Annotated in this window: 30 protein-coding genes; 29 read left to right on the forward strand and 1 reads right to left on the reverse strand. The window is 63.4% G+C overall.

Going from position 1 to position 18,399, the window contains the following annotated elements:
* Window positions 1-33: 33 nt before the first annotated feature.
* From rplC to ABIC03_RS13865, 29 genes are all read left to right on the forward strand, one after another.
* Window positions 34-747, forward strand: a complete 714-nt coding sequence (rplC, locus tag ABIC03_RS13725; RefSeq protein WP_007603016.1) for a 50S ribosomal protein L3 — start codon at window positions 34-36, stop codon at window positions 745-747.
* Between the two features lies 1 nt (window position 748).
* Window positions 749-1,369 carry a 50S ribosomal protein L4 gene (gene rplD, locus ABIC03_RS13730; protein WP_211399436.1) on the forward strand — a complete coding sequence of 207 codons (621 nt, stop codon included), beginning with the start codon at window positions 749-751 and terminating at the stop codon, window positions 1,367-1,369.
* The gene (locus tag ABIC03_RS13735) at window positions 1,366-1,668 is read left to right on the forward strand and encodes a 50S ribosomal protein L23 (protein ID WP_007603019.1); all 303 of its coding nucleotides are present in this window, start codon (window positions 1,366-1,368) and stop codon (window positions 1,666-1,668) included. The genes rplD and ABIC03_RS13735 overlap by 4 nt, the downstream gene beginning before the upstream one ends.
* A gap of 12 nt (window positions 1,669-1,680) precedes the next feature.
* On the forward strand, window positions 1,681-2,514 hold the full coding sequence (rplB, locus tag ABIC03_RS13740) for a 50S ribosomal protein L2 (protein ID WP_247497529.1): 834 nt from the start codon (window positions 1,681-1,683) through the stop codon (window positions 2,512-2,514).
* Window positions 2,515-2,526: 12 nt separating this feature from the next.
* Complete coding sequence (gene rpsS, locus ABIC03_RS13745) at window positions 2,527-2,805, forward strand: 30S ribosomal protein S19 (RefSeq protein WP_007603021.1); 279 nt, start codon at window positions 2,527-2,529, stop codon at window positions 2,803-2,805.
* A gap of 10 nt (window positions 2,806-2,815) precedes the next feature.
* Window positions 2,816-3,202 carry a 50S ribosomal protein L22 gene (gene rplV, locus ABIC03_RS13750; protein ID WP_007603022.1) on the forward strand — a complete coding sequence of 129 codons (387 nt, stop codon included), beginning with the start codon at window positions 2,816-2,818 and terminating at the stop codon, window positions 3,200-3,202.
* Window positions 3,203-3,220: 18 nt separating this feature from the next.
* The gene (gene rpsC, locus ABIC03_RS13755) at window positions 3,221-3,946 is read left to right on the forward strand and encodes a 30S ribosomal protein S3 (protein ID WP_247497528.1); all 726 of its coding nucleotides are present in this window, start codon (window positions 3,221-3,223) and stop codon (window positions 3,944-3,946) included.
* A 32-nt stretch (window positions 3,947-3,978) separates the two neighbouring features.
* Window positions 3,979-4,392 carry a 50S ribosomal protein L16 gene (rplP, locus tag ABIC03_RS13760; protein WP_007603024.1) on the forward strand — a complete coding sequence of 138 codons (414 nt, stop codon included), beginning with the start codon at window positions 3,979-3,981 and terminating at the stop codon, window positions 4,390-4,392.
* A 5-nt stretch (window positions 4,393-4,397) separates the two neighbouring features.
* Entirely contained in the window at window positions 4,398-4,604 is a 207-nt protein-coding gene (rpmC, locus tag ABIC03_RS13765) for a 50S ribosomal protein L29 (protein ID WP_007603026.1), read from the forward strand.
* A gap of 13 nt (window positions 4,605-4,617) precedes the next feature.
* Window positions 4,618-4,866: a 30S ribosomal protein S17 gene (gene rpsQ, locus ABIC03_RS13770; protein WP_007603028.1), complete on the forward strand. Its 249-nt coding sequence runs from the start codon at window positions 4,618-4,620 to the stop codon at window positions 4,864-4,866.
* A gap of 83 nt (window positions 4,867-4,949) precedes the next feature.
* Window positions 4,950-5,318, forward strand: coding sequence for a 50S ribosomal protein L14 (gene rplN, locus ABIC03_RS13775; protein WP_007603030.1), 369 nt, complete (start codon window positions 4,950-4,952; stop codon window positions 5,316-5,318).
* Window positions 5,318-5,632 carry a 50S ribosomal protein L24 gene (rplX, locus tag ABIC03_RS13780; RefSeq protein WP_007603031.1) on the forward strand — a complete coding sequence of 105 codons (315 nt, stop codon included), beginning with the start codon at window positions 5,318-5,320 and terminating at the stop codon, window positions 5,630-5,632. Before rplN ends, rplX begins: the two co-directional genes overlap by 1 nt.
* Window positions 5,625-6,182 carry a 50S ribosomal protein L5 gene (gene rplE / locus ABIC03_RS13785; protein WP_007603032.1) on the forward strand — a complete coding sequence of 186 codons (558 nt, stop codon included), beginning with the start codon at window positions 5,625-5,627 and terminating at the stop codon, window positions 6,180-6,182. Before rplX ends, rplE begins: the two co-directional genes overlap by 8 nt.
* Before the next feature lie 46 nt (window positions 6,183-6,228).
* Window positions 6,229-6,534: a 30S ribosomal protein S14 gene (gene rpsN, locus ABIC03_RS13790; RefSeq protein WP_275168100.1), complete on the forward strand. Its 306-nt coding sequence runs from the start codon at window positions 6,229-6,231 to the stop codon at window positions 6,532-6,534.
* A gap of 14 nt (window positions 6,535-6,548) precedes the next feature.
* Window positions 6,549-6,947, forward strand: a complete 399-nt coding sequence (gene rpsH, locus ABIC03_RS13795; RefSeq protein WP_007603034.1) for a 30S ribosomal protein S8 — start codon at window positions 6,549-6,551, stop codon at window positions 6,945-6,947.
* A 16-nt stretch (window positions 6,948-6,963) separates the two neighbouring features.
* Complete coding sequence (rplF, locus tag ABIC03_RS13800; RefSeq protein WP_354058715.1) at window positions 6,964-7,497, forward strand: 50S ribosomal protein L6; 534 nt, start codon at window positions 6,964-6,966, stop codon at window positions 7,495-7,497.
* 11 nt (window positions 7,498-7,508) lie between these two features.
* Complete coding sequence (gene rplR, locus ABIC03_RS13805; RefSeq protein ID WP_007603036.1) at window positions 7,509-7,871, forward strand: 50S ribosomal protein L18; 363 nt, start codon at window positions 7,509-7,511, stop codon at window positions 7,869-7,871.
* 47 nt (window positions 7,872-7,918) lie between these two features.
* The gene (rpsE, locus tag ABIC03_RS13810; protein ID WP_007603037.1) at window positions 7,919-8,506 is read left to right on the forward strand and encodes a 30S ribosomal protein S5; all 588 of its coding nucleotides are present in this window, start codon (window positions 7,919-7,921) and stop codon (window positions 8,504-8,506) included.
* Between the two features lie 25 nt (window positions 8,507-8,531).
* Window positions 8,532-8,738 (forward strand): 50S ribosomal protein L30, encoded by a 207-nt coding sequence (gene rpmD, locus ABIC03_RS13815; RefSeq protein WP_007603038.1) that lies wholly within the window; start codon window positions 8,532-8,534, stop codon window positions 8,736-8,738.
* Between the two features lie 73 nt (window positions 8,739-8,811).
* Window positions 8,812-9,297 (forward strand): 50S ribosomal protein L15, encoded by a 486-nt coding sequence (gene rplO, locus ABIC03_RS13820; protein ID WP_247497526.1) that lies wholly within the window; start codon window positions 8,812-8,814, stop codon window positions 9,295-9,297.
* A 152-nt stretch (window positions 9,298-9,449) separates the two neighbouring features.
* Window positions 9,450-10,781, forward strand: coding sequence for a preprotein translocase subunit SecY (gene secY / locus ABIC03_RS13825; RefSeq protein WP_007611601.1), 1,332 nt, complete (start codon window positions 9,450-9,452; stop codon window positions 10,779-10,781).
* Between the two features lie 265 nt (window positions 10,782-11,046).
* Window positions 11,047-11,928: an adenylate kinase gene (locus ABIC03_RS13830; protein ID WP_354058716.1), complete on the forward strand. Its 882-nt coding sequence runs from the start codon at window positions 11,047-11,049 to the stop codon at window positions 11,926-11,928.
* 187 nt (window positions 11,929-12,115) lie between these two features.
* The gene (gene rpsM, locus ABIC03_RS13835) at window positions 12,116-12,484 is read left to right on the forward strand and encodes a 30S ribosomal protein S13 (RefSeq protein ID WP_007611599.1); all 369 of its coding nucleotides are present in this window, start codon (window positions 12,116-12,118) and stop codon (window positions 12,482-12,484) included.
* Between the two features lie 122 nt (window positions 12,485-12,606).
* Window positions 12,607-12,996 (forward strand): 30S ribosomal protein S11, encoded by a 390-nt coding sequence (rpsK, locus tag ABIC03_RS13840; RefSeq protein WP_007603045.1) that lies wholly within the window; start codon window positions 12,607-12,609, stop codon window positions 12,994-12,996.
* A gap of 111 nt (window positions 12,997-13,107) precedes the next feature.
* On the forward strand, window positions 13,108-14,139 hold the full coding sequence (locus tag ABIC03_RS13845) for a DNA-directed RNA polymerase subunit alpha (protein ID WP_007603046.1): 1,032 nt from the start codon (window positions 13,108-13,110) through the stop codon (window positions 14,137-14,139).
* A 120-nt stretch (window positions 14,140-14,259) separates the two neighbouring features.
* Window positions 14,260-14,676, forward strand: coding sequence for a 50S ribosomal protein L17 (rplQ, locus tag ABIC03_RS13850; RefSeq protein ID WP_275168098.1), 417 nt, complete (start codon window positions 14,260-14,262; stop codon window positions 14,674-14,676).
* 160 nt (window positions 14,677-14,836) lie between these two features.
* Window positions 14,837-15,625 carry an SDR family NAD(P)-dependent oxidoreductase gene (locus ABIC03_RS13855; RefSeq protein WP_354058717.1) on the forward strand — a complete coding sequence of 263 codons (789 nt, stop codon included), beginning with the start codon at window positions 14,837-14,839 and terminating at the stop codon, window positions 15,623-15,625.
* A 9-nt stretch (window positions 15,626-15,634) separates the two neighbouring features.
* Complete coding sequence (locus ABIC03_RS13860) at window positions 15,635-15,931, forward strand: DUF1330 domain-containing protein (RefSeq protein ID WP_354058718.1); 297 nt, start codon at window positions 15,635-15,637, stop codon at window positions 15,929-15,931.
* 56 nt (window positions 15,932-15,987) lie between these two features.
* A complete protein-coding gene (locus ABIC03_RS13865) occupies window positions 15,988-17,316 on the forward strand; it encodes a chloride channel protein (RefSeq protein WP_354058719.1) in 1,329 nt (442 codons plus the stop codon).
* 3 nt (window positions 17,317-17,319) lie between these two features.
* On the opposite strand, the gene ABIC03_RS13870 is transcribed toward ABIC03_RS13865, so the two are convergent.
* Entirely contained in the window at window positions 17,320-18,333 is a 1,014-nt protein-coding gene (locus ABIC03_RS13870) for a zinc-binding alcohol dehydrogenase family protein (RefSeq protein WP_354058720.1), read from the reverse strand.
* Window positions 18,334-18,399 lie beyond the last annotated feature (66 nt).

The raw sequence follows: 18,399 nt of genomic DNA on the forward strand, positions 1-18,399 counted from the left end.
CACTAGCGGACAGAAAGAACAGGAAGCACGCCGATGCGCTCCGGAGTGATCGCACAAAAGGTCGGGATGACGCGGGTCTTTACAGAGGCCGGCGAACATATCCCCGTGACCGTGCTGAAGCTCGGCAATTGCCAGGTCGTAGGCCACCGCACCGAAGAGAAAAACGGTTATGTCGCGCTCCAGCTTGGTTCTGGCAGCCGCAAGACCGTGTACATGCCCAAGGCGGAGCGCGGCCAGTTCGCGGTCGCCAAGGTCGAGCCGAAGCGGCAGGTCGAGGAATTCCGCGTTTCCGCGGATCAGATGATCCCCGTCGGTGCCGAGATCCTGGCCGACCACTTTGTCGTCGGTCAGTTCGTCGACGTCACCGGCACTTCGGTCGGCAAGGGTTTTGCCGGCGGTATGAAGCGCTGGAACTTCGGCGGTCTGCGCGCCACCCACGGCGTGTCGGTTTCGCACCGTTCGATCGGTTCGACCGGTGGCCGTCAGGACCCGGGCAAGACCTGGAAGAACAAGAAGATGCCCGGTCACATGGGCGTCGACCGCATCACCACGCTCAACCTTCGGGTCGTCCAGCTCGATGTCGAGCGCGGCCTGATCCTCGTCGAAGGGGCCGTTCCCGGCTCCAAGGGCGGCTGGATCCGCGTGCGCGACGCCGTCAAGAAGCCGCTGCCGAAGGAAGCTCCGAAGCCCGGCAAGTTCAAGGTTGCTGGCGAAGCGGACGCTGCTCCGGCTGCGCAGGAGGCGTGAGATGGAATTGAAGGTCACGACCCTCGAAGGTAAGGAAGCCGGCTCGGTCCAGCTTTCCGACACCATTTTCGGCCTCGAGCCGCGCCAGGACATCATTGCACGTTGCGTGCAGTGGCAGCTCAACAAGCGCCAGGCCGGTACGCACAAGGCCAAGGGCCGCGCCGAGATCTGGCGCACCGGCAAGAAGATGTACAAGCAGAAGGGGACCGGTGGTGCTCGTCACGGCTCAGCGCGTGTGCCGCAGTTCCGCGGCGGTGGCCGTGCTTTCGGTCCGGTGGTGCGTTCGCACGCCACCGATCTGCCGAAGAAGGTCCGTGCGCTTGCCCTCAAGCATGCGCTCTCGGCCAAGGCCAAGGACGGCGATCTCGTCGTGATCGACAAGGCCGCGCTGGAAGCTGCCAAGACCAAGGCGCTGCTCGGTCATTTCTCGGGTCTGGGTTTGACCAACGCGCTGATCATCGACGGCGCCGAGCTCAACAACGGCTTCGCCGCTGCGGCCCGAAACATCCCGAACATGGACGTGCTGCCGATCCAGGGCATCAACGTCTATGACATCCTGCGCCGTCGGAAGCTTGTTCTGACCAAGGCCGCCATCGATGCGCTGGAGGCGCGCTTCAAATGACGAAGAACATCGAGCCTCGCCACTACGACGTGATCCTGTCGCCGGTCGTAACCGAAAAGGCCACGATCGCCTCGGAGCACAACAAGGTGCTGTTCAAGGTGGCCGCGAAGGCGACCAAGCCGCAGATCAAGGAAGCGATCGAGAAGCTGTTCGACGTCAAGGTCAAGAGTGTCAACACGCTGGTCCGCAAGGGCAAGACCAAGATCTTCCGCGGCAATCTCGGCTCGCAGTCGAACTCCAAGCGCGCGATCGTGACTCTCGAAGAGGGTCACCGGATCGACGTGACCACCGGTCTGTAAGGTCGTACGACGATGGCACTGAAGACATTCAATCCCACGACGCCGGGCCAGCGCCAGCTGGTCATGGTCGATCGTTCGGCCCTCTACAAGGGCAAGCCGGTCAAGGCGCTCACCGAAGGCAAGCACTCCTCTGGCGGCCGCAACAACACCGGTCGCATCACCGTGCGCTTCCGCGGCGGCGGTCATAAGCGGACGCTGCGTACTGTCGATTTCAAGCGCGACAAGGTCGATGCGCCCGCGACGGTCGAGCGGCTGGAGTACGATCCGAACCGCACCGCGTTCATCGCGCTGGTCAAGTACGAAGACGGCACCCAGGCCTATATCCTGGCGCCGCAGCGCCTGGCCGTCGGTGATTCCGTCGTCGCCGGCAACTACGTCGACGTGAAGCCGGGCAATGTCATGCCGCTCGGCAACATGCCGGTTGGCACGATCATCCACAATATCGAGGTCAAGATCGGGAAGGGCGGCCAGCTCGCCCGTTCCGCGGGCACCTACGCCCAGCTGGTCGGTCGCGACCAGGACTACGTGATCGTCCGCCTGAACTCGGGCGAACAGCGCCTGGTGCACGGCCGTTGCCGCGGCACGATCGGCGCGGTGTCGAACCCGGATCACATGAACACGTCGATCGGCAAGGCCGGCCGCAACCGCTGGCTGGGCCGCAAGCCGCACAACCGCGGCGTTTCGATGAACCCGATCGACCACCCGCACGGCGGTGGTGAAGGTCGTACCTCGGGCGGTCGCCACCCGGTCACTCCGTGGGGCAAGCCGACCAAGGGCAAGAAGACCCGCTCCAACAAGTCGACCAACAAATTCATTCTCCTAAGCCGCCACAAGCGGAAGAAGTAAGGAACGCCGGACATGGTTCGTTCAGTCTGGAAAGGCCCGTTCGTCGAGGGTTCTCTGCTCAAGAAGGCAGATGCCGCGCGCTCGTCCGGCCGTCACGACGTCATCAAGATCTGGAGCCGTCGCTCGACGATTCTGCCGCAGTTCGTCGGCCTGACCTTCGGCGTCTACAACGGTCAGAAGCACGTGCCGGTGGCCGTCAACGAGGAAATGGTCGGTCACAAGTTCGGCGAGTTCTCGCCGACCCGGACCTTCCATGGCCACTCCGGGGACAAGAAAGCCAAGAAGGCTTGAGGATTAAACGATGAGCAAACCTAAGCGCGAACGGAGCCTCGCCGAGAACGAGGCCAAGGCGGTCGCCCGGATGCTGCGGGTGAGCCCGCAGAAGCTCAACCTGGTCGCCCAGCTCATTCGCGGCCGGAAGGCGGCTGCTGCGCTCGCCGACCTGCAGTTTTCGCGCAAGCGGATCGCGGTTGACGTGAAGAAGTGCCTGGAATCGGCTATTGCCAACGCCGAGAACAACCACGACCTCGACGTCGACGATCTCGTCGTGGCGCAGGCCTTCGTCGGCAACGGCCTCGTGATGAAGCGCTTTGCCGCCCGCGGCCGTGGCCGCTCGGGCCGTGTCTACAAACCATTTTCACAGCTGACGATCATCGTTCGTCAGGTCGAAGCCGCAGCAGCGGCTTAAGGGACGCAGGAGAACACGATGGGTCAAAAGATCAATCCGATCGGTCTGCGTCTTGGCATCAACCGGACTTGGGATTCCCGCTGGTTCGCCGGCAAGCAGGAATACGGCAAGCTGCTGCATGAGGACGTCAAGATCCGCGAGATCTTGCACAAGGAGCTCAAGCAGGCGGCCGTCGCCCGCATCGTGATCGAGCGTCCTCACAAGAAGTGCCGCGTCACCATCCACTCGGCTCGTCCGGGCGTGGTGATCGGCAAGAAGGGCGCCGACATCGACAAGCTGCGCAAGAAGGTCGCGGACATCACCTCGTCCGACGTCGTCATCAACATCGTCGAGATCCGCAAGCCGGAGCTCGATGCGACGCTGGTGGCCGAGTCGATCGCGCAGCAGCTGGAGCGCCGCGTCGCGTTCCGCCGCGCCATGAAGCGCGCCGTTCAGTCGGCGATGCGTCTCGGCGCGGAAGGCATCCGCATCAACTGCTCGGGACGTCTGGGCGGTGCGGAAATCGCACGCATGGAGTGGTACCGCGAAGGTCGCGTGCCGCTGCACACGCTGCGCGCAGACATCGACTACGGCGTTGCGACCGCGTTCACGACCTTCGGCACCTGCGGTGTCAAGGTCTGGATCTTCAAGGGCGAGATCCTCGAGCACGATCCGATGGCCCAGGACAAGAGAATGGCCGAAGGCGAGACTGGTGGCGGCGGCGATCGCGGCGGCCGGCAGCGCCGTGACAACGCTGCAGCCTGACGCCAGCACAGAGAATTTGAGGGCTTGAAGCCATGATGCAACCTAAGAAAACGAAGTTCCGGAAGGCGCATAAGGGCCGTATCCACGGCGTTGCGTCTTCGGGCGCGACGTTGGCGTTCGGCCAGTTCGGCCTGAAGGCGACCGAGCCTGAGCGCGTCACCGCGCGCCAGATCGAAGCCGCTCGCCGCGCGCTGACCCGCCACATGAAGCGCGCCGGCCGCGTCTGGATCCGCATTTTCCCCGACGTTCCCGTGTCGAAGAAGCCTGCCGAAGTCCGCATGGGTTCCGGCAAGGGTGCACCGGAATTGTGGGTCGCGCGCGTCAAGCCGGGCCGGGTGCTGTTCGAGATCGACGGCGTCAACACCCAGACGGCGCGTGAGGCGCTGACCCTGGCGGCAGCAAAGCTGCCGATCAAGACGCGCTTCGTCGAGCGCATTGCGGAGTAATGGCCATGGCCCAGATGAAAATCGAAGACATCCGCGCGTTGAGCCCCGATCAGCAGGATGACGCCATCCTGAATCTGAAGAAGGAGCGCTTCAACCTGCGCTTCCAGCGCGCCACCGGGCAGCTCGAGAACACCTCGCGCCTGCGCGAGGCCCGCCGTGACATCGCCCGGATCAAGACCGTCGCCGCGCAGACGCGCGCGAAGAAGAAGTAAGAGGCTTACGAAGATGCCGAAACGTACTTTGCAGGGCGTGGTCGTCAGCGACAAGCAAGCCAAGACCATCGTGGTGCGCGTCGATCGCCGCTTCACGCACCCGATCTACAAGAAGACGATCCGCCGTTCGAAGAACTACCACGCGCACGACGAGAGCAACGAGTTCAAGCCGGGCGACATGGTGTGGATCGAGGAATCGAAGCCGATTTCGAAGTTGAAGCGCTGGGTCGTGATCCGGGGCGAACACAAGAAAAGCGCCTGATCTGTTGGCTTTAGCCGACTGACTTCAGGGAAATGTTGAGCGCCGGCTGGGCTGGCGCAAATAGAAGAGGACGAGGTGCATCAATGATTCAGATGCAGACCAACCTCGACGTGGCCGATAATTCTGGCGCACGCCGTGTCATGTGTATCAAGGTGCTCGGGGGCTCCAAGCGCCGCTACGCCACGATCGGCGACATCATCGTTGTCTCGATCAAGGAAGCGATTCCGCGTGGCAAGGTGAAGAAGGGCGACGTGATGAAGGCCGTCGTGGTGCGCGTCCGCAAGGACATCCGCCGCGCCGACGGTTCGGTCATCCGCTTCGACCGCAACGCCGCCGTTCTGATCAACAATCAGTCCGAGCCGGTCGGCACCCGTATCTTCGGGCCCGTGCCGCGCGAGCTGCGCGCCAAGAACCACATGAAGATCATCTCGCTCGCGCCGGAGGTGCTGTGATGGCTGCGAAGATCCGCAAGGGCGACAAGGTCGTCGTGCTGACCGGCCGCGACAAGGGCCGCACCGGCGAGGTGTTCGAAGTGCGTCCCGACGCCGGTACGGCGCTGGTGCGCGGCATCAACATGGTCAAGCGTCACCAGAAGCAGACGCAGGCCCAGGAGGGCGGCATCATCTCGAAAGAGTCGCCGATCCAACTGTCCAACATCGCGTATGTCGGCAAGGACGGGAAGCCGACCCGCGTCGGATTCAAGATTCTGGCGGACGGCAAGAAGGTCCGCATCGCCAAGAGCTCGGGAGCTGAGATCGATGGCTGAGGCCGCTTACACGCCGCGCCTGCGCGCGGAATACGACGCGAAGATCCGGACGGAAATGACCGAGAAGTTCGGTTATGAGAACGTCATGCAGGTTCCTCGCCTGGACAAGGTCGTGCTGAACATGGGCGTTGGCGATTCCGTCAACGACCGCAAGAAGGCAGAGAACGCCGCTGCGGAATTGACCCAGATCGCCGGCCAGAAGGCGATCGTGACCTATTCGCGGATCGCGATCGCGACCTTCAAGTTGCGTGAGAACCAGCCGATCGGCTGCAAGGTCACGCTGCGCAAGGCCCGCATGTACGAGTTCATCGATCGCCTGGTGACGGTCGCGCTGCCGCGCGTCCGCGACTTCCGCGGCTTGAACCCGAAGAGCTTCGACGGCCGCGGCAACTACTCGCTCGGTCTCAAGGAACACATCATTTTCCCCGAGATCGACTTCGACAAGGTCACGGAATCCCGCGGTATGGATATCACCGTCTGCACCACGGCCAAGACCGACGACGAGGCGAGGGCCTTGTTGACCGCTTTCAATTTCCCGTTCCGGCAGTGAGACGCTGACCTAAAGCCTCTCAAACGCGGATACCCAGGAGCCAAGCATGGCAAAGAAGAGTTCAATCGAGAAGAACAACCGGCGCAAGCGGATGGCGAAGAACGCCGCCCCGAAGCGCGAGCGGTTGAAGGCGATCATCGCCGACAAGTCGCTGCCGATGGAGGAGCGGTTCGCCGCGACCCTGAAGCTTGCGGAAATGCCGCGCAACTCGTCGGCGACCCGCATCCGTCTGCGTTGCGAGCTGACGGGCCGCCCGCGTTCGAACTACCGCAAGAACAAGCTGTCCCGTATCGCGCTGCGTGACCTTGGCTCCAGGGGCATGGTCCCGGGCCTCGTGAAGTCCAGCTGGTAAGGAGGGTCGTTTAAATGTCTACGCACGATCCAATCAGCGATCTGATCACCCGCATCCGCAACGCGCAGATGCGCTCCAAGAACAAGGTCTCCACGCCTGGCTCGAAGATGCGCGAGAATGTTCTCGAGGTGCTGAAGAGCGAAGGCTACATCCGCGGTTACGCCACACTCGAGCACTCCTCGGGCCGCAGCGAGATCGAGATTGAGCTGAAGTATTTCGACGGCGAGCCCGTTATCCGCGAGATCGAGCGTGTCTCCAAGCCCGGGCGTCGCGTTTACGCCTCGGTGAAGAACCTGCCGCGGGTCAATAACGGACTCGGCATTTCGGTGTTGTCGACGCCGAAGGGAATCATGGCTGACCACAGTGCGCGTGAAGCGAACGTGGGCGGCGAAGTTCTCTTCACGGTGTTCTGAGAAGGATTTTTGATCCATGTCACGTGTTGGCAAAAGGCCGGTAGCGGTGCCGTCGGGTGTGACCGCGACCGTCGACGGGCAGACCGTCAAGATGAAGGGGCCGAAGGGCCAGCTTCAGTTCGTCGTCCATAGCGACGTCGAGGTGAGGCTCGACAACGGCCAGGTCAAGGTGAACCCGCGGGTCGAGACCAACCGCGCGCGGGCCCTGTACGGGACCGCTCGCGCCCAGGTCGCGAATCTGGTCGAAGGCGTCACCAAGGGTTTCGAGAAGAAGCTCGAAATCACCGGCGTCGGTTACCGCGCCGCGCTGCAGGGCAAGAACCTGCAGCTCGCGCTCGGCTACAGCCACGATGTGGTCTACGCGATCCCGGAAGGGATCACGATCACCGTGCCGAAGCCGACCGAGATCACGGTGACCGGCAGCGACATTCAGCGCGTCGGCCAGGTCGCCGCCGAGATTCGCTCCTATCGTCCGCCGGAGCCCTACAAGGGCAAGGGCGTGAAGTATGTTGGCGAATTCATCTTCCGCAAGGAAGGCAAGAAGAAGTAACGGAGCCGGTCATGTCGAAAGCCAAGGTTACGAATGCCCGGCGCAAGCGCAGTGTACGACTGAAGCTGCGCCGCTCGGGTGGCGGCCGTCCGCGCCTGTCGGTGTTCCGCTCGTCCAAGCACATCTACGCCCAGGTCATCGACGACCTGAAGGGCGAGACGCTTGCCTCTGCCTCGTCGCTCGAGAAGTCGATGCGCGATGGCGGCAAGACCGGCGCCGACATCGATGCGGCGAAGGCGGTCGGCAAGCTGCTGGCCGAGCGCGCCGCCGAGAAGGGTGTCAAGGAAGTCGTGTTCGATCGCGGCAGCTATCTCTATCACGGGCGCGTCAAGGCTCTTGCCGACGCGGCGCGTGAGAGCGGGCTGAGCTTCTAACAGAATTTGAGGATTGAGGCGTAAGCCTCTGAAGGACTGGAAAAACCATGGCAGAACGCGAACAACGTGGTGGACGCGATCAACGCGGCGGCGGACGTGAACGCAGGGAAGAGCGCGACAGCGAGTTCGTCGACAAGCTCGTCCACATCAATCGCGTCGCCAAGGTCGTCAAGGGCGGCAAGCGCTTCGGTTTCGCAGCGCTGGTCGTGATCGGCGACCAGAAGGGCCGCGCCGGCTTCGGTCACGGCAAGGCGCGCGAAGTGCCCGAGGCGATCCGCAAGGCAACCGAATCCGCCAAGCGCAACCTCACCCGCGTGTCGCTGCGCGAGGGCCGCACGCTGCATCACGACATCGCCGGCCGTCATGGCGCGGGCCGTGTTTACCTGCGCGCAGCTCCGGCCGGCACCGGCATCATCGCCGGCGGTCCGATGCGCGCCGTGTTCGAGACGCTCGGCGTCCAGGACGTGGTTGCGAAGTCGATCGGCTCGTCGAACCCGTACAACATGGTTCGCGCGACGTTCGATGCGCTGAAGCATCAGGATTCGCCGCGCTCGGTCGCTGCCCGCCGCAACATCAAGGTGTCCACCCTCCAGTCCCGCCGTATCGGTGGCGACGCCGAGGCGGTTGCCGAATAACGCAAGCTTTTCGGAGTAGACGCCCATGGCCAAGAGTGCCGTTACGACCGCAAAGACGATCAAGATCGAGCAGACCGGCAGCGCGATCCGCCGCCATCACTCGCAGCGCTCGACGCTGATCGGGCTCAAGCTCAACAAGATCGGCCGCACCAGCGAACTGCCGGACACCCCGGCGGTGCGCGGCATGATCTTGAAAGTTCACCATCTCGTTCGCATCGTCGACGAGAAGTAAGCAAAGGCGCACGATCCCGAAGCGGGGACCCGTTTTCGGTGAAGGTCATGCGCAAGAAACAAGGAGCAGGGCGATGAAGCTCAGCGATATCGCCGACAATGCCGGCTCGCGCAAGAAGCGTATGCGCGTCGGCCGCGGCATTGGTTCGGGCAAGGGCAAGCAGGCCGGCCGCGGTGGCAAGGGCCAGACCGCGCGTTCGGGCGTGCGCATCAAGGGTTTCGAAGGCGGCCAGATGCCCTTGCATCGCCGTCTGCCCAAGCGCGGCTTCAACAACATCTTCCGCATCGAGTTCGCCGAGATCAATCTCGACCGGCTCCAGGACGCGGTCGATGCCAAGAAGATCGACACCGGCAGCGTCGTGAACGTCGAATCCCTGGTCAAGGCCGGCGTGCTGCGCCGCGCCAAGGGCGGCCTGCGGCTGCTCGGCCGCGGCGAGTTCAAGGCCAAGCTCAACATCGAAGTGCACGGCGCCTCGAAGACCGCGATCGCGGCAGTCGAGAAGGCCGGCGGCTCGGTGAAGATCCTCGCGCCTGCCAAGGAAGAAGGCGAGGCGGCGTAACAACTGCGTCATCGGCCCGCGGCTCGCGGGCCTTTACGCATGCGGGACGATGGACTTATCGAAGCCGTAGCCCCAGATAATGTCCGGTGTCCGGTATAATGTAGCCCGGCCGCGGGCATAACGGCGCAAGAAGCGGCGGGAGAAAGTCCAAGATGGCCTCTGCAGCGGAACAACTGGCAGCCAATCTCAATTTCGGTGCGTTTGCCAAGGCCGACGAACTGAAGAAGCGCATCTGGTTCACCCTGGGTGCGCTGCTCGTTTATCGGCTCGGGACCTACATCCCGCTGCCCGGCATCGATCCCAACATCTGGGAGCAGGTGTTCCGCTCCCAGGCGGGCGGCATCCTCGGCATGTTCAACATGTTCGCCGGCGGCGGCATTCACCGCATGGCGATCTTTGCGCTGAACATCATGCCGTACATCTCGGCCTCGATCATCATCCAGCTTCTGACCACCGTCTCTCCGCAGCTCGAGGCGCTGAAGAAGGAAGGCGAGTCCGGCCGCAAGCTGCTGAACCAGTACACCCGTTATCTCACCGTGATCCTGGCCGCGTTCCAGTCCTACGGCATCGCGGTGGGCCTCGAAGGCGCAGGCAACGTCGTCAGCGACCCCGGCATGTTCTTCCGTCTGTCCACGGCGATCACGCTGACCGGCGGCACCATGTTCCTGATGTGGCTGGGCGAGCAGATCACCTCGCGCGGCATCGGCAACGGCATCTCCCTGATCATTCTCTCCGGCATCGTCGCCGAGCTGCCCGCGGCGCTCGCCAACATGCTCGAGCTCGGCCGTCAGGGTGCGATGTCGACCGGCCTGATTCTGGTCGTCATCATCATGGCGGTGGCCGTGATCGCCTTCATCGTGTTCGTGGAGCGCGCCCAGCGCCGGCTCTTGATCCAGTATCCGAAGCGCCAGGTCGGCAACAAGATGTTCGAGGGGCAGTCGTCGCATCTGCCGCTCAAGCTCAACACCTCGGGCGTGATCCCGCCGATCTTCGCGTCCTCGCTGCTGCTGCTGCCGACCACGGTTGCGAACTTCAACGCGGGCAGCGGGCCGGAATGGTTCCAGTGGATCAACACCCAGCTCGGCCACGGCCGTCCGCTGTTCCTGATCATGTATCTGGCGCTGATCGTGTTCTTCGCCTTCTTCTACACCGCGATCGTGTTCAATCCGACCGAGACCGCGGACAATCTGAAGAAGCACGGCGGCTTCATTCCGGGCATCCGTCCGGGCGAGCGTACCGCGGAATATATCGACTACGTGCTGTCGCGGATCACCGTGCTCGGCGCGGTCTATCTGGCGATCGTCTGCTTGATTCCGGAAATCCTGATCTCCTACGCGTCGGTGCCGTTCTACTTTGGCGGCACGTCGCTGTTGATCGTCGTCAGCGTCACCATGGACACGGTGGCCCAGGTGCAGGGCTATCTCCTGGCGCACCAGTACGAAGGCCTGATCCGGAAGTCGAAGCTGCGCGGCCGCCGCCGTTAAGCGCGGCGTCCCCCCGGGCGGCGCAATTGCGCCGCCGATTCGCCGCGCGTGCAACGCGCGCGGACGGCGAGCCGGGCATTCGGTCGCCTCGACAGAGCCGCTCTTAGTGTCGTGCAAGCACTGATCTCAAAGGCTTCTTGGCGTCCGGCCATTTGCTCCCCTATGATATGGGTAGCGGTGCGGCGCTGATTATGATTTGCACTGTAACTGGACTTCAAAACACAGGTGCACGACGTATCGCGCACCAATCGGGGGGCGTACGCCGATGAGAATTATACTTCTGGGGCCGCCGGGATCGGGCAAGGGCACCCAGGCGCAGCTGCTGGTGCAGCGCTATGGCATCGTCCAGCTCTCGACCGGCGAGATGTTGCGTGCAGCGGTGGCGGCCGGAACGCCGGTCGGTCTCAAGGCCAAGGAGATCATGGCTAGCGGCGGTCTCGTGCCCGACGATGTCGTGGTGGGAATCATCTCCGATCGGATCGATCAGCCGGATGCCAAAAACGGTTTCATCCTCGACGGTTTCCCGCGGACCGTGCCGCAGGCCGAGGCGCTGGATGAGCTGCTCAAGCACAAGCACCTCAAGCTCGACGCCGTGATCGAGCTCCGCGTCAACGAGAGCGCGCTCCTGAACCGTGTCGAGACCCGCGTCGCCCAGATGCGCGAGCGCGGGGAGGAGGTCCGGCTCGACGACACCCCGGAGGTCCTGACCAAGCGGTTAGCCAGCTACCGCAACCAGACGGAGCCGCTGATTCACTACTATTCCGAGCGGCGGAAGCTCTCGACCATCGACGGAATGATGGCTATCGACGAGGTCACCCGCGCCATCCATCGCCAGCTCCTGGCGCTCGGGGCGGTCGAGCCCAAGACCCGCGCCCGCAGCGCGGCCAAGGCCGCCCCGGCTAAAAAGGCCAAGGCGGCGACGAAATCGGCTAAAAAGCCGGCGAAGACGGCCAAAAAGGCCGCCAAATCCAGGAAGGCGGCTAAAAAGACCGTGACGGGTCCCAAGAAGGCGGCCAAGAAAACCGGCAAGAAAGCCGTGAAGAAGGCAGGGAGGAAGAAGGCAGCCAAGAAGACCGCCAGGAAGGCTGTCAAAAAAGGTGCCAAAAAGGCCGCAAAAAAGGTCACGAAAAAGCGAGCTAAGCGGTAGCAGCGGTTGACGAAAGCCCCCTGAATCCCCTAATAAGCCCCGCATCCAAGTCGGATAGTTTCAAACGATGCCGGGCCCCAGGAAGACCAGGGGTGGGCGTCGTGTTCGCGTTTGTGAACACCTGCCCGAGAAACCAAGCACTTAAAGCGCGATTCCTGACGAGGAATCGGCGACAGGAGAGAAGGCCGTGGCCCGTATTGCCGGCGTGAACATCCCGACCAACAAGCGCGTGCTGATCGCGCTCCAGTACATCCATGGCATCGGCCAGAAGATCGCCGGTGAGATCATGGAGAAGGTCAAGATCCCAGACGATCGTCGGGTCAATCAGCTCAGCGACGCCGAAGTGCTTCAGATCCGCGAAGTGATCGACCGCGACTATCTCGTCGAGGGCGATTTGCGTCGTGAGGTCGGCATCAACATCAAACGTCTGATGGATCTCGGCTGCTACCGCGGCCTGCGCCATCGTCGCGGTCTGCCGGTGCGTGGCCAGCGTACCCACACCAATGCGCGTACGCGCAAGGGTCCGGCCAAGGCCATCGCCGGCAAGAAGAAGTAAGTTTTCGCATCCAATCACGGCGTGTGGCGAAAGGGGATGACCCGTTCGCCACGCGCCTTTCGTTCCACAGGTGTAGCCGCTGGCATTACGGCGGCGTTTGAGATCTTCAGGAAAGGTAGTCTATGGGCAAGGAAGCCACCCGCGTTCGTCGTCGTGAGCGCAAGAACATCGCCTCCGGCGTCGCGCACGTGAACTCGTCGTTCAACAACACGACCATCACCATCACCGACGCGCAGGGCAACACGATTGCCTGGTCCTCCGCCGGCACGATGGGCTTCAAGGGCTCGCGCAAGTCGACCCCGTATGCCGCACAGGTTGCCGCCGAGGACGTGTCGAAGAAGGCGCAGGAGCACGGCATGCGCACGCTGGAAGTCGAAGTCGCCGGTCCCGGTTCGGGCCGCGAATCGGCGCTCCGGGCGCTCCAGGCCGCGGGCTTCACCGTCACCTCGATCCGTGACGTGACCACGATCCCGCACAACGGTTGCCGTCCCCGCAAGCGTCGGCGCGTTTGATACCAAATTGCGGGCGCATTGGCGCCCGCAATGATTTTTTGCAAAGCCGTGGAAATGATCTGCGGCCTTTCTCCAACGCCAGTGCCTGCAACAGCAGTCTGACTGGCCTGTATGGGTGAAACAGTGACGATCCAGAAAAATTGGCAAGAACTGATTCGGCCGAACAAGCTGCAGGTACAGCCCGGCAGCGATCCGACCCGTTTCGCGACCATCGTCGCCGAACCGCTCGAGCGCGGCTTCGGCCAGACGCTCGGCAACGCGCTGCGCCGCATCCTGCTGTCCTCGCTCCAGGGCGCGGCGGTGCAGTCGGTGCACATCGACGGCGTGCTGCACGAGTTCTCCTCGATCGCGGGCGTCCGTGAGGACGTCACCGACATCGTGCTCAACATCAAGGACATCTCGATCAAGATGCAGGGCGAAGGCCCCAAGCGCATGGTCGTCAAGAAGTCCGGCCCGGGCGTCGTCACCGCCGGCGACATCCAGACCGTGGGCGACGTCGTCGTGCTCAATCCCGACCTGCAGATCTGCACGCTCGACGAGGGCGCCGAGATCCGCATGGAGTTCACGGTCGCAACCGGCAAGGGCTACGTTCCCGCCGAGCGCAACCGCCCCGAGGACGCGCCGATCGGCCTGATCCCGGTCGACAGCCTGTACTCGCCGGTCCGCAAGGTCTCCTACAAGGTCGAGAACACCCGCGAGGGCCAGATCCTCGACTACGACAAGCTGACCATGACAATCGAGACCAACGGCGCGCTGACGCCGGATGATTCCGTGGCCTACGCCGCGCGCATCCTGCAGGATCAGCTCAACGTGTTCGTCAACTTCGAAGAGCCGCGCAAGGAAGTCGCCCAGGAGATCATCCCGGACCTCGCCTTCAACCCGGCCTTCCTCAAGAAGGTGGACGAACTCGAGCTGTCGGTGCGTTCGGCCAATTGCTTGAAGAACGACAACATCGTCTACATCGGCGACCTCGTGCAGAAGAGCGAAGCGGAAATGCTCCGCACTCCGAACTTCGGCCGCAAGTCGCTGAACGAGATCAAGGAAGTGCTGGCCCAGATGGGTCTGCACCTCGGCATGGAAGTGCCGGGCTGGCCGCCGGAGAATATCGACGAGCTCGCCAAGCGCTTCGAGGATCACTACTGATCCGAACGACAACAGGCTAAGGCGCGAATTCATCGCGCCTTAGCGGGCGAACGCAGGCAGCCCACCTGAGCAACTGGTCCGACGAACCGTCGCGACGAATGAAATTCAAGGAATGAAAAAATGCGTCACGGCAAGGTTCATCGTAAGCTCAACCGCACCGCCGAGCATCGCCGCGCGATGTTCGCCAACATGTGCGCCGCGCTGATCAAGCACGAGCAGATCGTCACCACGCTGCCGAAGGCGAAGGAATTGCGTCCGATCGTCGAGAAGCTGATTACCCTCGGCAAGAAGGGCGGGCTGGCCATGCGCCGCCAGGCCATCTCCGAGATGCGCGACAAGGATCAGGTCCGGAAGCTGTTCGACACGCTCGCGCCCCGCTACAAGGATCGCCAGGGCGGCTACACCCGCATCATCAAGGCCGGCTTCCGCTACGGCGACAACGCCGCGATGGCCGTGATCGAGTTCGTCGATCGTGACGTTGATGCCAAGGGCCAGGACTCCGGTCCGGTGCAGGAAAAGGAAGCCGAGGCGGCGTAAGCCGACCGGTAGAGAGTTTTCAGAAAGCGGCGCCTTCGGGCGCCGCTTTTTTATTGGCCGTCCTTGTTCGTTAGGTCCCGTTCCTCACGCGTCGGTGAGTGCCGATTGCTATCGTGCCGGTAGCGCCCAATATCTCCGTCAGCATCAACGGAGATCACGCATGAACATCGACCTTTCCGGAAAGACCGCCCTCGTGACCGGCTCGACCGCCGGGATCGGCCACGCCATCGCCAAGGGCCTTGCCGGCTCGGGTGCGAGCGTCGTGATCAACGGACGCGGCCAGGACAAGGTCGATGCGGCCGTGCGCAAGCTGGAGGGAGCGGGGGCCAAGATCCGCGGCATCGCCGCCGACGTCTCGACCGCTGCCGGCTGCAAGGCGCTGGCCGCGGCGCTGCCAGACGTCGACATCCTCATCAACAATGCCGGCATCTTCGAGCCGAAAGATTTTTTCGACATTCCGGACGAGGACTGGAGTCGCTTCTTCGAGGTCAACGTGATGAGCGGCGTGCGTCTCTCGCGCGCGTATATGAACGGCATGCTCAAGCGTAACTGGGGCCGAATCGTCTTCATCTCGTCGGAGTCCGGGCTCAACATTCCCGTCGAGATGATCCACTATGGCGTGAGCAAGACGGCCCAGCTCTCGGTCGCGCGCGGCCTGGCGCAGCTCACACGCGGCACCGGCGTCACCGTCAATTCCGTGCTGCCGGGCCCGACGATGTCGGAAGGCGTCGAGACCTTCGTGAAGGATCTTGCCAAGCAGAACGGCCAGTCGGTCGATGAGGCCGCGGCCAATTTCGTCAAACAGCATCGCCCAAGCTCGCTGCTCCAGCGCTTCGCCAGCGTCGACGAAATCGCCAACATGGTGGTTTATGCGGCTTCGAAGGAAGCTTCCGCTACCAACGGCGCGGCGTTGCGTGCCGAGGGCGGCATCGTCAACACGATTGCCTGAGATCAGCTCATGCCGGCCTATGTGATCTCGGAGGTCGAGGTGCGCGATCAGGCCGCAATGGAGGCCTATCGCGCGCTGGCGGCGCAAACCATCGCGCAATATGGCGGCCGCTACCTCGCGCGCGGCGGTGCCGCTGAGGTGGTGGAGGGCGGCCCGCCGCCCAAGACCATTATCATCGTAGAGTTTCCCTCGGTCGAACGCGCGCGCGAATGGTACGCGTCGCCGGAATATGCGGAGGCGCTCAAGCTGCGGCGGACCGCGCTGGAGCGGCGGTTGATGTTTGTCGAAGGCGTGGTTCCAGTCTAGCTGGTCTGCTCGCTTGCCCCTTCAATTTGCGACGTGACCGGCTAAAACTCCGGCTCATGCTCTGGCCCCTGTCGACCCGCCATAAACGCCTGTTCAGGCTGACATCCGCGCGATGGCAGCGGCGGGCGATCTTCGTGCTCGGTGGGATCGGGGTTGGCGCCGCGGCGGTGGCGCTGGCGCAACTCGCCGATTTCGCCCAGCACGCCTTTGCGCTGCTGCTGGCCCAGTCGCGCTACGCCGTGCTCGCGGTGACACCTCTCGGCTTCATGCTCTCGGCCTATCTGACCACCCGGCTGTTCCCGAACGCACAGGGCAGCGGCATTCCTCAGGCGATCGCCGCACGGCATCTGACCGACCAGACGGCGCGCGAGAGCCTGGTCTCGATCCGAATCGCGATCGGCAAGGTGATCCTCACCTTGTTCGGTCTGCTGTGCGGTGGCTCCGTCGGTAGGGAAGGACCGAGCGTTCAAGTCGGCGCTTCCATCATGTTCGCGCTCGGACGCGTCTCGCCACGCCGCCAGCCGGGATTGATCCTGGCCGGCGCGGCCGCCGGCGTCGCGGCCGCCTTCAACACCCCGCTGGCGGGGATCGTTTTCGGCATCGAGGAGATGAGCCGGGCTTTCGAGACGCGTACCAGCAGTCTCATCATCGCGGCGGTGATCGCGGCCGGCCTGACCTCGCTCGCGCTGATGGGCAACTACGCCTATTTCGGCAGCAGTGCGACGTCTCTTGCCCGCGGCACAGACTGGTTGGCAGTTCCGGTATGCGGCGTGGTCGGCGGTTTCGCCGGCGGCATCTTCAGCCGTATCGTCATCGTCATGGCGCGCGGCTTCGCCCATCCGTTCGGGCGTGCGGTCAAGGGCCACCCATTGTGGTTCGCGCTCGCGTGCGGATTGGCGGTCGCGATCTGCGGCCTTATATCCGGCGATACGATCTATGGCACGGGCTACCAGCAGGTAAAGACGGCCCTCGAGCATGATGCACCGCTGCCGCAGGGCTTCGGCGTCCTCAAGCTGCTTGCCACCACCTTCGCGGCAATCAGTGGCATACCCGGCGGAATTTTTTCGCCGTCACTCGCCGTTGGAGCCGGCCTCGGCAGCAACATCGCGTCCTTCTTCCACGATGCTCCGCTCGGCGCGATAATGCTGCTCGGCATGGTCTCCTATTTTGCCGGTGTGGTGCAGGCGCCGATCACCGCTTTCGTCATCGTGACCGAGATGACCGATAACCATGCCATGGTGGTGCCGTTGATGGCCGCCGCCCTGATTGCACATGCCACATCGCGGATGATCTGCGAGGAAGGGATCTACCACGCGCTCGCCAAGGGCTTTATCGAGCGGGCGACGCGTCCACCGGAGACGAATGCGGCGCCCGCTTCGCGCTAAGACCTACCACCCCTCCAGCACGATTTTGCCGCGCGACTTGCCGCTCTCGAGCAGCGCGTGCGCGCGCTTGAGATTGGCCGCATTGATCGTGCCAAAGGTCTGGTCGAGCGTGGTACGCAAGACGCCCTTGTCGATGAGGTCGGCGACGTCGTTCAGCAGATGATGCTGCGCGATCATGTCGGCGGTCTGGAACGAGGAGCGCGTGAACATCGATTCCCAGTGCACCGAGATCGCCTTGCCCTTGAACGTGCTCATGGTGAATTCCGGGGGATCGTCGATCAGACCGAACCGCCCCTGTGGCGCCATCAAATCGGCGATGCTCTTGTAGTGCTGGTCCGTGAAGGTGAGGCTCGCCACCAGCGCGACGGGCGGCAGCTTGAGCTTCTCGATCTGCTCCTTCATCGGCTTACCGTGGTCAATCACCGCATGCGCGCCGAGATCGAGGCACCATTTTTGCGATTCCGGCCGCGTCGCGGTCGCGAGCACCGTCAGCCCGGTGAGGCGGCGGGCGAGCTGGATCAGGATCGAGCCGACACCGCCGGCGCCGCCCGTGATCAAGAGCGTACGCGGATCGACACTCTTGCCGGGCACCGCACCAAGCCGGTCGAACAACAGCTCCCAGGCGGTGATGGAGGTGAGGGGAAGGGCGGCTGCCTGCGCGAACGACAGGCTCTTCGGCTTGTTGCCGACGATACGCTCGTCAACCAGATGGAATTCGGAATTGGTGCCCTGGCGCAGGATCGAGCCGGCGTAAAATACCTCGTCGCCCGGCTTGAACAACGTGACGTCGGGACCGACGGCTTCGATCACGCCGGCCGCGTCATAGCCCAAAATCTTCGTTTCCCCCTCGGGCGGGGCGGCGCGCTTGCGCACCTTGTAGTCGACCGGATTGGCCGAGATCGCCTTCACGGCCACGCGGATATCACGGCCCTTGGGTTCGGGCTTAGCGGTCTCGAAATCGAACAGCGCGTCCTGTTCCTCGATCGGAAGCGACTTCTTGTAACCAACGGCCTTCATGGCTTGTCTCCTTCAGATAGCGGCGTTGCAGATGCGGGGTCCCGGGTCCGCGTTTTGCGCGCCCCG

Source organism: Bradyrhizobium sp. RT6a (assembly GCF_040547675.1).
Lineage (GTDB): Bacteria > Pseudomonadota > Alphaproteobacteria > Rhizobiales > Xanthobacteraceae > Bradyrhizobium.

What these genes read in the sequence shown, in the direction of transcription:
- ABIC03_RS13860 (WP_354058718.1), top strand. Translation starts at nt 15,635, where the DNA reads ATGCCGGCCTATGTGATCTCGGAGGTCGAGGTGCGCGATCAGGCCGCA.
- rpmC (WP_007603026.1), top strand. Translation starts at nt 4,398, where the DNA reads ATGGCCCAGATGAAAATCGAAGACATCCGCGCGTTGAGCCCCGATCAG.
- rplN (WP_007603030.1), top strand. Translation starts at nt 4,950, where the DNA reads ATGATTCAGATGCAGACCAACCTCGACGTGGCCGATAATTCTGGCGCA.
- rplB (WP_247497529.1), top strand. Translation starts at nt 1,681, where the DNA reads ATGGCACTGAAGACATTCAATCCCACGACGCCGGGCCAGCGCCAGCTG.
- secY (WP_007611601.1), top strand. Translation starts at nt 9,450, where the DNA reads ATGGCCTCTGCAGCGGAACAACTGGCAGCCAATCTCAATTTCGGTGCG.
- ABIC03_RS13870 (WP_354058720.1), bottom strand. Translation starts at nt 18,333, where the DNA reads ATGAAGGCCGTTGGTTACAAGAAGTCGCTTCCGATCGAGGAACAGGAC.
- rpsH (WP_007603034.1), top strand. Translation starts at nt 6,549, where the DNA reads ATGTCTACGCACGATCCAATCAGCGATCTGATCACCCGCATCCGCAAC.
- ABIC03_RS13845 (WP_007603046.1), top strand. Translation starts at nt 13,108, where the DNA reads ATGGGTGAAACAGTGACGATCCAGAAAAATTGGCAAGAACTGATTCGG.
- ABIC03_RS13855 (WP_354058717.1), top strand. Translation starts at nt 14,837, where the DNA reads ATGAACATCGACCTTTCCGGAAAGACCGCCCTCGTGACCGGCTCGACC.
- rplR (WP_007603036.1), top strand. Translation starts at nt 7,509, where the DNA reads ATGTCGAAAGCCAAGGTTACGAATGCCCGGCGCAAGCGCAGTGTACGA.
- rplD (WP_211399436.1), top strand. Translation starts at nt 749, where the DNA reads ATGGAATTGAAGGTCACGACCCTCGAAGGTAAGGAAGCCGGCTCGGTC.
- ABIC03_RS13735 (WP_007603019.1), top strand. Translation starts at nt 1,366, where the DNA reads ATGACGAAGAACATCGAGCCTCGCCACTACGACGTGATCCTGTCGCCG.
- rplF (WP_354058715.1), top strand. Translation starts at nt 6,964, where the DNA reads ATGTCACGTGTTGGCAAAAGGCCGGTAGCGGTGCCGTCGGGTGTGACC.
- rpsS (WP_007603021.1), top strand. Translation starts at nt 2,527, where the DNA reads ATGGTTCGTTCAGTCTGGAAAGGCCCGTTCGTCGAGGGTTCTCTGCTC.
- rplE (WP_007603032.1), top strand. Translation starts at nt 5,625, where the DNA reads ATGGCTGAGGCCGCTTACACGCCGCGCCTGCGCGCGGAATACGACGCG.
- rplX (WP_007603031.1), top strand. Translation starts at nt 5,318, where the DNA reads ATGGCTGCGAAGATCCGCAAGGGCGACAAGGTCGTCGTGCTGACCGGC.
- rpsN (WP_275168100.1), top strand. Translation starts at nt 6,229, where the DNA reads ATGGCAAAGAAGAGTTCAATCGAGAAGAACAACCGGCGCAAGCGGATG.
- rplO (WP_247497526.1), top strand. Translation starts at nt 8,812, where the DNA reads ATGAAGCTCAGCGATATCGCCGACAATGCCGGCTCGCGCAAGAAGCGT.
- rplC (WP_007603016.1), top strand. Translation starts at nt 34, where the DNA reads ATGCGCTCCGGAGTGATCGCACAAAAGGTCGGGATGACGCGGGTCTTT.
- rplQ (WP_275168098.1), top strand. Translation starts at nt 14,260, where the DNA reads ATGCGTCACGGCAAGGTTCATCGTAAGCTCAACCGCACCGCCGAGCAT.
- rplP (WP_007603024.1), top strand. Translation starts at nt 3,979, where the DNA reads ATGATGCAACCTAAGAAAACGAAGTTCCGGAAGGCGCATAAGGGCCGT.
- rpsQ (WP_007603028.1), top strand. Translation starts at nt 4,618, where the DNA reads ATGCCGAAACGTACTTTGCAGGGCGTGGTCGTCAGCGACAAGCAAGCC.
- ABIC03_RS13865 (WP_354058719.1), top strand. Translation starts at nt 15,988, where the DNA reads ATGCTCTGGCCCCTGTCGACCCGCCATAAACGCCTGTTCAGGCTGACA.
- rpsE (WP_007603037.1), top strand. Translation starts at nt 7,919, where the DNA reads ATGGCAGAACGCGAACAACGTGGTGGACGCGATCAACGCGGCGGCGGA.
- rpmD (WP_007603038.1), top strand. Translation starts at nt 8,532, where the DNA reads ATGGCCAAGAGTGCCGTTACGACCGCAAAGACGATCAAGATCGAGCAG.
- rpsK (WP_007603045.1), top strand. Translation starts at nt 12,607, where the DNA reads ATGGGCAAGGAAGCCACCCGCGTTCGTCGTCGTGAGCGCAAGAACATC.
- rpsC (WP_247497528.1), top strand. Translation starts at nt 3,221, where the DNA reads ATGGGTCAAAAGATCAATCCGATCGGTCTGCGTCTTGGCATCAACCGG.
- rplV (WP_007603022.1), top strand. Translation starts at nt 2,816, where the DNA reads ATGAGCAAACCTAAGCGCGAACGGAGCCTCGCCGAGAACGAGGCCAAG.
- ABIC03_RS13830 (WP_354058716.1), top strand. Translation starts at nt 11,047, where the DNA reads ATGAGAATTATACTTCTGGGGCCGCCGGGATCGGGCAAGGGCACCCAG.